This window comes from Achromobacter sp. 1012554356 (assembly GCF_059760815.1).
Window position 1 is genome coordinate 17881 of the sequence record NZ_JCBANC010000023.1, and the last position, 11888, is coordinate 29768.

The window sequence follows — 11888 nt, forward strand, 5'->3', positions numbered from 1 at the left end:
ATCCGCCGTTGCTGTTACAAAAAAGCCGGCGATGAAGGAACTGCGACTCGCCGAGGGATGAGAATCACAGGGCAACGCGGTTCACACGTGGCTCACCGTCACCCAGTAGCGGGTGTAGCGGCGCACCTGCACCGGCAGGATTTCTTCAAGCATGGCCAGCACCTTGTCGGTGTCGCCCAGCGGGAACGCCCCCACCACGCGCAGCCCGGCGGCCGCGTCCGTGCAATGCAGCAGGCCCGGGCGGTAGCGGCCCAGTTCGTTCAGGAAGGCCGCCATGGGCATCTCGTCCGCGATCAGCATGCCGTCCAGCCAGGCGGACACGCCGGGTTCCAGCGTCCCCGGCGCAAAGCTGCCGCCCGCGGTGAATTCCGCCTGTTCGCCGGCCCGCACGCGCCGCGGCACCGTGTCCGGCGCCAAGCCGCGCACGTCCACCGCGCCTTCCAGCACCGCCACCCGCATGCGTCCGGCCTCCAGATCGCGCACCAGAAAGCGCGTGCCCACCGGCGTCACCACGCCCCCGCGCGTGCGCACGCTGAACGGCCGGCCGTTGGCATCGCGCGCCGTCGCGATCAGGATCTCGCCTTGCAGCAGCACGAGTTCGCGCTGGCTCGCGGTATAGCGCAGATCCACCGCGGTGCCGGCGTTCAATTCGACCTGCGTGCCATCCGGCAGCGTCACTGACCGGCGTTCGCCCGTGCCGGTGCGCAGGTCCGCCGACAAGCGGCGGATCGCGTCGCGCTCGCCCACGGCCCAGGCGCCCAGACCGACACCAACGGCGGCGAACATCAGGCGCATTGCGGTACGGCGGGATTGGATCAGCGGCGCCTGCAGCAAGGTGCGCGACGCCACCGACGGCCCCGCCTGCGCCACGCCCGCCGCCACGTCGCGCGTCAATGCGCCCAGCCGTTGCCATGCCAGTTCGTGGGAAGGTTCCGCCCGCCGCCAGCGCTCGAAACGATCGCGGTCGGCGGGGCTGGCGTCTTCGCGCAGACGCGCCCACCAGTCCGCGGCCTGCCGGATCACTTTGGGATCGATGGCGCCGGCCTCGGGCGCGTGCGGCCGCAGCAGCTTGGCGTTGTCCATATATCCGGGGATCAGCCGTAGACGGCCGTGTAGCAGTGCACCAGCGCGCGCGCCAGCGACTTCTGAACGGCGTTGGGCGTCAGGCCCAACTGCTGGCCGATCTCGGCATACGACAGGCCGTCGATCTGCGCCATCAGGAAGATCCGGCGGCTGGTCATCGGCAAGGCGTCCAGCAGTTCGCAGACTTCCGCAAGCGCCTCCAGGATCAGCGCGCGGGCCTCGACCGAGGGTTCGACCGCCACGGGCTGCAGCGACAGCGTCTCGGCGTAGGCGGCTTCCAAAGCGGCGCGGCGCGCCCGGCCGATCAGCAACCGGGTGGCGATGGTGCGCAGGTAGGCGCGCGGTTCATTGAGCGGTTCGCGGACATTGGCGCGGATCAGGCGCTCGAACGTGTCATGCGCCAGGTCGGCCGCATCCGACGCATTGCCCAGCTTGCGGTGCAACACGCCCCGCAGCCATTGATGATGGGCCTGATAAACGGACTGCACCTCTGCACGAGAGGCAAATGAGGAGGATGGCATGGCGGTGCGGCCCGGCGTCGCCGCCTGAGAGCAAGACGAGATGAAAATGATTCGCAATTATAGATGCGGTTTCCGTCTTTGCAAGGCTCTGCCCCACACGCCAGCCGTCTGGCGGCGTGGCGCCGCTAGTAGTCCATCGGGATGTGGCTCTGCGCGGCGCGTATCTCCTGTATATGGCGTTCGGCTTCCTGGCGTTCGACGGCGGGGGGCAGCGCGCGCCAGCTCACCAGGTTGCCCGGCGTCTTCAAGGGCATCCAGCCCAGTACGCTATACAGCGAAATCGCGGTGCTGCCGGTATCGAGCCGCGTCTCGTAATAACCCTGGCGGTCCGGCACGGTGTCGCCGGGCGTCCAATCCAAATGAGGCATCCAGGTCTCCTCCTGGTGAAGCTTATGTGCAAGGACGCGCTGTCCTCGCAGGGTGGATCACACCGATCGTATAGCGTCCGGTCCCGCTTGTCCCCTGTCAAAAAGACCGAGTTTCCTATTCTTGACAGAGGGGAATCCCTAGGCTGCCCACACGTTTTTGCATTGCTAAAGCCCAAACACAGGCGCTAGCATGCGGCAACGGATTTTTACCCCCGGACAGACACGAATCGCCCGGGCCCCTTGCGTCACACGACGGCCATGCCGAAATCGATCTTTCCGCAGTACCCAAGAGATCGGCTGGCCGCCCTGGCAAGCGCCAATTCCCTGCGCGCCATCCGCGAAGGCCTGCTGTGGGCCATGCCATGCCTGCTGGTCTCCGCCTTGTTCCTGGTGCTGTCGGTCTGCGCGCGGCTGCTCGGCCTGCCCGACGGCATCGCCGACCTGCTGGCCGGTCTGCACCGCGCACTGTCGGGCGTCATGCCGCTGCTGACCGGCACGGCCATCGGCTACATGTTGTCGATCCGCCACCGGCTTCCGCACCTGCCCACCGCGCTGCTGTGCCTGTGCTTTGTCGTCATCGCCGAAACCCTGCTGGCGCCCTACCCCCGCGCGGCCTCCACGCTTACCTTGTTCATCGCGATCGCCGCGCCGATCGCGGCCGTGCCGACGATGGCCTGGCTGCACCGGCGCCGCTGGACGCAACTGGCGCCTGACGGACTGATCGGCGAAAACGTCCGCGACTCGCTGAACATGATCGTGCCGGGCTTGCTGACGGCCGGCCTGGTGATGGCGGCGCTGTCGGCCGCGTTGCGCATCCCCGCGGTGGCGCAGGTCGACATTCCGCTGAGCCTCGCGTCGCTGGACAGCCCCTACACGTCCGGCGCGCTGGTGGCCGCGCTCAATTCCCTGTTCTGGTTCTTCGGCATACACGGCGCGCAGGCCATGGCGCCCATCATGGACGTGATGGACCAGGCGACCCGGCTCAACGCCACGAGCGTGGCCGCGGGCTACGAAGGCGTCTACGCGCTGAACGGCACGCTGCTGGGCGCCTTCGTTTTCATTGGCGGTTCGGGCGCGACATTGTCGCTGGTGGTGGCCATCCTGCTGTTTTCGCGCAGCGATTCGCTGCGGGTGCTGGCCCTGGCCAGCATTCCGGTGTCGCTGCTGAACGTCAACGAGATCCTGCTGTTCGGCCTGCCGCTCATCCTGAATCCCCGCCTGTTGCTGCCCTTCGTGCTGACGCCCGTGGTCAACGTGCTGATTGCGCTGGCCGTGGTGCAGCTTGACTGGCTGACCCCCGCCACCGTGGCGCTGCCCTTGACGTCGCCCGTGCTGTTCAACGCGTACCTGGGCGCCGGCGAGCACCTGGCGGGGATCGTGCTGCAGTGCGCGCTGGTCGCGCTGGGCGCCTGCATCTATGTGCCCTTCCTGATCGCGCTGGAGCGCCAGCGCCAGGCCGACGCCACGGTGTACTTCAAGTCGCTGGACACCACCTTTCCGCAGTTGCAGGAAGAATCCCTGCTGTATGCGCATGACCCCGTCGCGTCCACCTACGCCACGCGGGCGCGCCGCCAGGCCGAGGTCGCGCGCATCCGCGCCATCAGCGAATACGATTTCTACCTGGAGTTCCAGCCGCAGGTCTCGCTGCGCACGGGCCTATGCACCGGCTGCGAGGCCCTGCTGCGCGCCACCGGCCCTGAAGGCACGCAGCAGGCGCCGCTGGAATTCTTGCGCTGGCTGGCGCGGGCAGACCTGATGCGTGAAGTCGATCTCTGGGTGGCGCGGCAGGCCGTGCTGCAATGCCTGGCGTGGCACGCGCAAGGCTTTACGATGCCGATGACCATCAACATCACGAGCGGCACATTGACGTCGCCGGCCTTTCTGGACCGGTTGATCAAGGTGCTGGCGCAGGCGCAGGGCCAGGTCTCGGTCGAGCTCACGGAAGACGCGCTGGTCGAGGACGCCGACGCATTGCACACGGCGTTTGACCGCCTGCATGGCATCGGCGCGCGCATCTATATCGACGATTTCGGCACGGGGTATTCGGCGCTGAGCTATCTGCACCAGTTCCAGATCGACGCCGTCAAGATCGACCGCAGCTTCGTGATGGCGCAGAGCCACGACCGCGGCGCGCTGGTGATGAGCGGCCTGCTGCGATTCTGCGAGGCGCTGAACCTGCAGATCATCGTCGAGGGCGTGGAAACCGAGGGGCAGTTGTCCGCGCTGGCGTCCAGCGCGGAGATCGTCGTGCAGGGCTGGTATTACAGCAAGGCGGTGTCCGGCGAACACATCGTGGACTTCGCGCGCCGGCGGCGGGAGCTCTCCGCCCTGCCGGCGCATCCTGCCAGCGCGGCCGCTATTTGATGCCGATGAACGGCAGCGCGGCACCCGGCACTTGGGTGGACGGCAGCACGCCATCCCACTTTTCCACAGCGTTCAGGCTGACCAGATTGGTGTTGGCGGCCAGCGCCTCGGCCTTGGCGCGGATCGACGCCGCTTCCGCCTCGCCGCGCATGCGGATGCCATCGGCTTCCGCGGTGAACTGCTGACGGCGCGCATCGGCTTCGGCCTTGGCCTTGACCACCTGGATCTCAGCGGTGATCATCGCCGTTTCCTTTTGCTGACGCGTCGTCTCGATCTGCACCTGCGCCAGCATGCGCTGTTCGATCGAATGCTCGTAAGCCTGCGAAAAACCCACCTCTTCGATCTGCACGCCCACCACCTGCACCGGCGCGCCTTCCATCGTCTTGAGCACGGCGTTGTTCACGTCCAGGCCCAGCTTCTGGCGTTCCTGAATGGCGCGCACGGCCGTGTACTGGCCAAACACGTTCTTCACCGCGTCCGGCGTCTTGCGTTCCAGCACGCGCATTTGCAAGTTGGCGATGGTGCCGTACTCGGAATAGAGCTCGGCCACGTGCTCGGACGGCACGCGGTACGTGACCGACACGCGCAGCGTCGCGGGCTGCTGGTCGTAGCTGTAGGCCTCAAGCTTTTCGAACACGAAGGTGTGGTCGCGCACGGACACCGTCATCACGTTGTCGATGAAGGGCGTCTTGAAATCCAGGCCGGGTTCAGCCACGCGCACGAGCTTGCCGTTGCGCAGCACCACGCCGCGTTCGCCTTGATCCACCTGAAACCACGATCCGAAGGCGATGAACAGGATCAGCAGGAAGATGAGTGCGGTGCCAACGGCGAATTTCAGGTTGCGCGGCTTGACCGCGCCGATCGTCTTGACCATCTGGATATCTGTCGGCTTCATCTTCACTTCCAATCCCTGTCTGTTCTTTTGCGTTTACGGTCCGAGAGCACCGCAGCGATGCCGCGCGCGAGCAGATAGGCGATCACCGCCGCCCCCACCAAGATCAGGAAATACCGCATCGAGCGTCCCCCCCGGGAAAGAAGGACGGGATTCTATCCCGCAGCAGGCGCGCCGCCGCAGGCGTGTATCGACGTAATGTGGCGATACGTTTCTGAAAGTTTCTGTGGCGGAGATCGAGACGGACTTACGCGCCGTACCACCGCAATCCCAGCCGCGACAGCGAGTCCGGATATTCCCAGAATGCGTGGTCCAGCGCCTCCATCTGTTCCTGCTCTTCCTCGGTCATCGCGCCGTAGATGTCGTTGAGCTGGACCACCTCGGGCGAGGCCTCGAAACGGTCGATCAGTCCGCGCATGCGCGACAGCACATCCAGCATGTGCACGGCGCCGATCTTGCGCAGCGCCTGCAACGCCAACTGGCAGGTCTGGTCGCCCCAATTGCACAGAAACTGCATGAAGCCGCCATTATTGATGTCGGCCTCCATGCGCCACAAGGCCACCAGTTCCTGGTCGGTTTCCGACAGCCGGTCGAGCTTCCATTCCGCAGCTTGGAGCGTCGCCATGGCTTGCTCGTAGCGCAGATCCCACAGCAGATCGTGCACGTTCAGCATGCCTTCCGGCACGGGTGCGGCCAGCGCGGGCCACACGACGCCATGCCCATCGTCCACGAGCTGCCATTGCGCGCGCGCCTCGGGTGCCGCCTCGTGCAGGCGGATGTGCCGCCGGATTGGCTCCTTGACCTCGCGGCCGTCGGCAAGCGTCAACAGCACGTGCGTATCGGTCAACGACAGGGAAGTGATGCGGTAATCGGGAGTAGGCATGCAGCGGTCCGGCAAAACGGGAAAGCGCAAGACGCTACCGGATCGGCGCGGCGCTGTCGAGCCGCGCCCGTCGTCGCAGCGCATTGCGCCGCATCCTGCGCGGCGCATCCTGTTACCGCACGCCGTCCACCCATCTGCTACGTTAACCAGGCACGCGCCGGGGTCCCCTCCGGCGCCCTTGCCGGAGACCGACCATGCCCCGCCCTTCCGAGTCCGCTCCATTGATCGGAGTGGTCCCGCCGTACATGCTGGACCGGCTTGCGCAGCACACCGATGCGCGCGTCAGCATGCCCGCCGTCAAAACGATGATCATCGATCAGCAGCAACGCAGCCTGCGCGAGATGGCCGAGCAGCCGCCGCGCGCAACGCTCGCGCCGACGCGCCAGATGGCGCCGGCCGGCACGCCCGACCGCGCCGTGCATGACGCGGGCAACAGCACGTCGCTGCCCGGCAAACTGGTGCGGGCCGAAGGCGCGCGGCCCAGCGGCGATGCCGCGGTCGACGAGGCCTACGCGCACCTGGGTTCGACCTACAAGCTTTTCTGGAACGTCTACAAGCGCCACTCCATCGACGCGCACGGCCTGCCGCTGATCGGCACGGTGCACTACGGCGAGGACTACGAAAACGCCTTCTGGAACGGCGCGCAGATGGTGTTTGGCGATGGCGACGGCGAAATCTTCAACCGCTTCACGGTCGCTGTCGACATCATCGGCCATGAGCTCACGCACGGCGTGATCGACACCGAAGCGGCCCTGCTCTATCAGGGCCAATCGGGCGCGCTGAACGAATCGCTGTGCGACGTGTTCGGCGCGCTGGTCAAGCAGTATTCGCTGGGGCAGACCGCCCGGCAGGCGGACTGGCTGGTGGGCCAGGGCCTCTTCACGGAAAAGGTGCGGGCGCGCGCGCTGCGCTCCATGGCCGCGCCGGGCACCGCGTACGACGATCCAGTACTGGGCAAGGACCCGCAGCCCGCGCACATGCGCGATTACGTCGATACGCCGCGCGACAACGGCGGCGTGCACATCAACTCAGGCATTCCCAACCGCGCGTTCCATCTGGCCGCCACGGCGCTGGACGGCAATGCATGGAACGGCGCCGGCCAGGTCTGGTACGACACACTGTGCGACAAGCGTCTGCGTCACGACGCCGGGTTCAAGGATTTTGCGGGCCTGACGATTGAGATCGCGGGCGAGAAGCACGAGGCGGCCGTGCGGCGCGCCATCGAAGAGGCCTGGAAGGCCGTGGGAGTGCTGCCATGATTGAACTGCCCTCGCTCGATCTCGCCCAACTGGTGCGCCTGACCCGCGAGGGCGGCCTGGCGTATCTACCCGGCCTGGCGCAGCCGCGCCACATCGACATGACCGCCTGCCCGCCGGGCGTGCGGCAGGAAGTGTGCGAAGCGCTGCTGCATGCCGCGCCCAAGGCCGTGTCCTGCGGGCCGGATGCGCGCGGCGACCAGCGCTATTTCCACGTTGAAGTGGAGTTCGCAGGCGCGCACGCGCCGCGGATCACTTTTGACGTGCCCGAGGCGGATGCGCCGCAGACGCTGGTGCAGCTGTGGAAGCGCCAGGCCGGCCAATCTGAATAGCGCGCCCGGCGTACAGTCCGGCCAGCGCCATCAGCGCGCACAACGCGGCGCACACGCCCAGCGCGACGCCCCAGCCGCCGAGCGCGTCATGCACGCTGCCCACCAGCGTGGGGCCCGTCGCGGCGAACAGATACCCCACGCACTGCGCCATGCCCGACAGGGCCGCCGCCTGTTGCGCGTGGCTGGCGCGCAGTCCGACAAACGCCAGGCCCAGGATGATGCCCGCGCCGGTGCCCAACCCCAGGAACGCGATCCACACCACGCCCCATGCGGGCGCGGCGATCAGCCCCATGAACGCCACGAACGACGCGCCCGCCGCGCAGAACGCCGCCGCGCGCTGGTCCTTCAACCGGCGCAGCAACGGCGCCAGAAACAGCGCGGGCGCCGCGGACGCCAATTGCATGAAGCCGTGCAGCGATCCCGCGCGCTCGGCCGAAAAGCCCGCGTCGTGCAGGATGGCGGGCAGCCAGCTCACCGCCACATAGAACACGAAGGAATTGATGCCCAGGTACGCCGTGACCTGCCAGGCCAGCGGCGAGCGCCACAGACGCACGCCGTGCGGCGCATGCGCGGTGGTGGTGGCGGGCGGCGTATGGTTGCCAAGCTGCGGCAGCCACAGCAAGAGGCCGAGCAGCGGCAAGGCCAGCATGCACAGCGTCGAAAACCGCCAGCCGCCCAGTTGAAAGCCGGCCAACGGCAGGTCGGCCAGCGGAATTGCAATGGCCGACGCCAGCCCGGCTGCCAGGCCCATCGTCAGCACATAAGCCGACGTCAAGCCCGCCAGGCGTTGCGGAAAATCGCGCTTGAGCAGGCTGGGCAGCAGCACGTTGCCCAGCGCAATGCCCGCGCCGATGATGGCCGTGCCCGCGTACAAGCCCACGGCGCCGCCCAGCACGCGGATCCCGATCCCGCCGGCAATCAGCAGCAGCGCCGCAAACAGCGTGCGTTCCAGCCCGAACCTGCGGGCCAGTCCGGCGGCAAACAGTGACACCACGGCAAAGGCCAGCAGCGGCAACGTGATGAGCATTCCCGCCGCCGCCGACGACAGACCCAGCTCGGCGCGGATGAGGCCGATGAGCGGCGGCACGCCGGTGAACGGCGCGCGCAGGGCCATCGCGATGCAGAGGATGCCAAGGATCAGCAGCGCGGGGCGGCTGGCTGTGGGGTGGCTGAATGTGGGGTGGCTTGGCATCGGGTGGCGGGAGGCTTGCATGGGGTCAGCGTGGAAATTCTTCAGGCATGGAGGCCCTATTCGATCCCGCCAGCTTACGCATCGGCCGCTTTACCGAATTTCGAGATAATGACAAACTCTCTCGCAATCCGGCCAACTATGCCCTGCTCCCCGGCCGACGCCCATGCGCACGCCCGACACGCCCCCCGCCCCTTTTGATCCCGATAGCCCCACACAATGGGCATTCGCCATGCCCGTGCACGCGGCCGAGCGGGACAACGAATCGCCCACGCATCAGCATCAAATGGGCCAGCTCGTCCTGGCGCTGCGCGGCGGGGTCACATGCTCGGTGGCGCAGGGCCTGTGGATGGTGCCGCCGCAGTGCGCCGTCTGGATTCCCGGCGGCGTGCCGCACAGCAATCGCGTCACCGCCAATGGCCGCGTGTGCTTCCTGTTCGTGCCGGCCGACGCACCGCGCCTGCCCACGGCTTGCTGCACGCTGTCGATCACCCCGCTGGTGCGTGAGCTGGTCGTGCACCTGGCCCACCTGACGCCCGACGAGGCCGCGGCAGGCGCCAACCGCAAGCTGGCCGACGTGCTGCTGGACCAGTTGTCGCACATGCCCGCCGAGCAGCTGCACCTGCCGATCTCCGACCATCCGCGCCTGCGCGAAATCGCCGGCGCGCTGAACGCGGATCCCGCCGACCGCAGCACCGTCGCGCAGTGGGGCAAGCGCGTCGCCATGAGCGAACGCACGCTGGCGCGGCTGGTGCAGCAGGAGGTCGGCATGAGCTTCGGCCGCTGGCGCCAGCAGTTGCACATCATCCTGGCGCTGCAGCGGCTGTCGGCGGGCGTGTCGGTGCAACGCACGGCGGAGGACCTGGGCTATGAGTCGGTCAGCGCCTTCATCACCATGTTCAAGAAAACGCTGGGCAAGACGCCCGCGCGTTACTTTGCGGACAAGACCGACGGGCAGGCGGGCGTGCAGTAAGGGAGCCAGGCGTTGCGCCACTACGCCTGTTTGGCGCTCGCCACGATGAAAAGCCGCGGAAACGGCAGCAGCACCGTGCCGTCCGCCAGCGCGGGATAGGCCGCTTCGATCAGCGACTGATAGCGCGCCAGAAAGCCCGCCTGCTCATCGGCGTCCAGCTTGTCCAGATACGGCCGCAGCGCCGTGCCCTTGAACCATTCCACCACTGCCGCGGCGCCTGCCAGCGGATGGTGATAGGTCGTGCGCCACACATCCAGCGTGCCGCAATGCGGCTTGAGCAATTCGTAGTACCACGCCGCGCTGTGCCGCGGCGGATGCTTCACGCCGCCGGTCTTGGCAGCCCAGGGCGCCTCGCCGGCCACCTGCCGGGCAAGACGGTGCGCGGGCTCTTCCAGGTTGTCCGGCGTCTGCACCGCCAGGCTGCCGCCGGGCGCCAGCTTGGCCACCAGCGCCGGGTACAGCGTGGCATGGTCGGGCACCCACTGCAGCGCGGCATTGGCCAGGATAACGTCGAAGGCCTGCGGCGGATTCCAGCTGGCGATGTCGGCCAATTCGAACGACAGCGACGGCATGCGCTTGCGGGCGGCGTCGATCATGTCCTGCGAACTGTCCATGCCTGAAATCTCCGCATCCGGATAGCGGCTGGCCAGCACTTCGGTGGAATTGCCCGGCCCGCAACCCAGGTCCACGGCGTGCTTGACCACCAGGTTGGGCAGCGCCGCCACCAGGTCCCGCACCGGACGCGTGCGTTCGTTTTCAAAAGCGGAATACTGCTTGGCGGACCAGGTGTTCATGATCGTTCCTTGGTTTCGACTGACTGGCGCTGAGTGGCACTGACTGGCCACTCATTAGCCGCCGACTGTACGCCTGGCCCTCTCCTCTGACAAATCCACAAAGCCGCAATCTGCCATATCCCGCGCATATGGCGCCCCACAAAGAAAAACCCGCCCGCCGGATTTGCCGGCGGGCGGGTTTGCAGGGCGGGAAGCCTGATTACTGAGGCTTCAGCTCATCCGTGCGGGTCTTCCACAGCGAGAACAGCACGCCGCCAAGGATCAGGCTGAAGGTCACGCCCAGCGAGATCGCGGGAGGCACCTTGCCGATGAAGCCGACCAGGAAGATCTTCGTGCCGATGAACACCAGGACCAGAGCCAGGGCGTACTTCAGGTAATGGAAGCGGTGGATCATCGCCGCCAGGGCAAAGTACAACGCACGCAGGCCCAGGATCGCAAAGATGTTGCTCGTGTACACGATGAACGGGTCGGTCGTGATGGCGAAGATTGCCGGCACCGAGTCCACGGCAAACACCAGGTCGACGAACTCGATCAGCACCAGGGCCAGCAGCAGCGGCGTCGCATAACGCACCTTCTTGGACGTCGCCGGATCGGTCTCGGTCACCATGAACGCGTTGCCGCGCAAGCCGTCCGTGACACGCATGTGACGCTTCAGGAACTTCAGGATCGGGTTGGTCGCGATGTCAGGCGTCTGGTCCGCAATCATCCACATCTTGACGCCCGTGAACACCAGGAACAAGCCGAACAGATACAGCAGCCAGCCGAAATTGCTGACCAGCGCGGCGCCCAGGCCGATCATCGTGGCGCGCAGCACGATCACGCCCAGGATGCCCCAGAAAAGCACACGGTGCTGGTACTGGCGCGGAATCGCAAAGAAGCTGAAGATCAGCGCGATCACGAACACGTTGTCCATGGACAGCGATTTCTCGATCATGAAGCCCGTGTAATAGGCCATGCCGCTCTCGGCGCCCATGTTCCACCAGACCCAGCCACCGAACAACACGGCGGCGGAAATGTAGCCGGCGGAAAGCAGCAGGCTTTCACGCACGCCGATCTCGCGGTCTTCCTTGTGCAGCACACCCAGGTCAAAGGCCAGCAGGCTGACGACGATGCTGATGAAGAGCAGCCAGCTCCAGGTTGGCGTGCCGAGGAAATCGGCATTGAAGAAGGTGATCAAAGTGTCCATGATTGCCCCGCTAGATTCGAAGGTGCCCATGATCCGGATCCGGCGCA

Annotated in this window: 12 protein-coding genes; 4 read left to right on the forward strand and 8 right to left on the reverse strand. The window is 66.6% G+C overall.

Annotation, left to right across the window (positions count from 1 at the left end):
* Positions 1 to 81: 81 nt before the first annotated feature.
* The 3 genes from AC6LJW_RS13895 to AC6LJW_RS13905 all read right to left on the reverse strand — a co-directional run bounded on the left by AC6LJW_RS13895 (position 82) and on the right by AC6LJW_RS13905 (position 1972).
* A complete protein-coding gene (locus AC6LJW_RS13895; protein ID WP_498087577.1) occupies positions 82 to 1083 on the reverse strand; it encodes a FecR domain-containing protein in 1002 nt (333 codons plus the stop codon).
* Positions 1084 to 1094: 11 nt separating this feature from the next.
* Positions 1095 to 1571 carry a sigma-70 family RNA polymerase sigma factor gene (locus AC6LJW_RS13900; RefSeq protein WP_235511986.1) on the reverse strand — a complete coding sequence of 159 codons (477 nt, stop codon included), beginning with the start codon at positions 1569 to 1571 and terminating at the stop codon, positions 1095 to 1097.
* 158 nt (positions 1572 to 1729) lie between these two features.
* Entirely contained in the window at positions 1730 to 1972 is a 243-nt protein-coding gene (locus tag AC6LJW_RS13905; RefSeq protein WP_056558365.1) for a hypothetical protein, read from the reverse strand.
* 258 nt (positions 1973 to 2230) lie between these two features.
* Between AC6LJW_RS13905 and AC6LJW_RS13910 the strand changes: the two genes are divergently transcribed.
* On the forward strand, positions 2231 to 4336 hold the full coding sequence (locus tag AC6LJW_RS13910) for a PTS sugar transporter subunit IIC/EAL domain-containing protein (RefSeq protein ID WP_056558368.1): 2106 nt from the start codon (positions 2231 to 2233) through the stop codon (positions 4334 to 4336).
* On the opposite strand, the gene AC6LJW_RS13915 is transcribed toward AC6LJW_RS13910, so the two are convergent.
* Positions 4329 to 5231 carry a prohibitin family protein gene (locus AC6LJW_RS13915; protein ID WP_056558371.1) on the reverse strand — a complete coding sequence of 301 codons (903 nt, stop codon included), beginning with the start codon at positions 5229 to 5231 and terminating at the stop codon, positions 4329 to 4331. The genes AC6LJW_RS13910 and AC6LJW_RS13915 overlap by 8 nt on opposite strands.
* Before the next feature lie 244 nt (positions 5232 to 5475).
* The gene (locus AC6LJW_RS13920) at positions 5476 to 6111 is read right to left on the reverse strand and encodes a DMP19 family protein (RefSeq protein ID WP_056566175.1); all 636 of its coding nucleotides are present in this window, start codon (positions 6109 to 6111) and stop codon (positions 5476 to 5478) included.
* A 194-nt stretch (positions 6112 to 6305) separates the two neighbouring features.
* On the opposite strand from AC6LJW_RS13920, the gene AC6LJW_RS13925 reads away from it, so the two are divergent.
* Entirely contained in the window at positions 6306 to 7370 is a 1065-nt protein-coding gene (locus tag AC6LJW_RS13925; RefSeq protein ID WP_056558373.1) for a M4 family metallopeptidase, read from the forward strand.
* Positions 7367 to 7699, forward strand: coding sequence for a protealysin inhibitor emfourin (locus tag AC6LJW_RS13930; protein ID WP_056558376.1), 333 nt, complete (start codon positions 7367 to 7369; stop codon positions 7697 to 7699). Before AC6LJW_RS13925 ends, AC6LJW_RS13930 begins: the two co-directional genes overlap by 4 nt.
* On the opposite strand, the gene AC6LJW_RS13935 is transcribed toward AC6LJW_RS13930, so the two are convergent.
* Complete coding sequence (locus AC6LJW_RS13935; RefSeq protein WP_498087578.1) at positions 7620 to 8912, reverse strand: MFS transporter; 1293 nt, start codon at positions 8910 to 8912, stop codon at positions 7620 to 7622. The two genes, AC6LJW_RS13930 and AC6LJW_RS13935, sit on opposite strands and share 80 nt — an antisense overlap.
* 142 nt (positions 8913 to 9054) lie before the next feature.
* On the opposite strand from AC6LJW_RS13935, the gene AC6LJW_RS13940 reads away from it, so the two are divergent.
* Entirely contained in the window at positions 9055 to 9861 is an 807-nt protein-coding gene (locus AC6LJW_RS13940; RefSeq protein ID WP_056558383.1) for an AraC family transcriptional regulator, read from the forward strand.
* A gap of 20 nt (positions 9862 to 9881) precedes the next feature.
* Here the strand turns inward: AC6LJW_RS13940 and tam are convergent, their stop codons facing one another.
* A complete protein-coding gene (tam, locus tag AC6LJW_RS13945) occupies positions 9882 to 10655 on the reverse strand; it encodes a trans-aconitate 2-methyltransferase (protein WP_056558386.1) in 774 nt (257 codons plus the stop codon).
* Positions 10656 to 10854: 199 nt separating this feature from the next.
* Positions 10855 to 11841 carry a TerC family protein gene (locus AC6LJW_RS13950; RefSeq protein WP_056566177.1) on the reverse strand — a complete coding sequence of 329 codons (987 nt, stop codon included), beginning with the start codon at positions 11839 to 11841 and terminating at the stop codon, positions 10855 to 10857.
* Positions 11842 to 11888 lie beyond the last annotated feature (47 nt).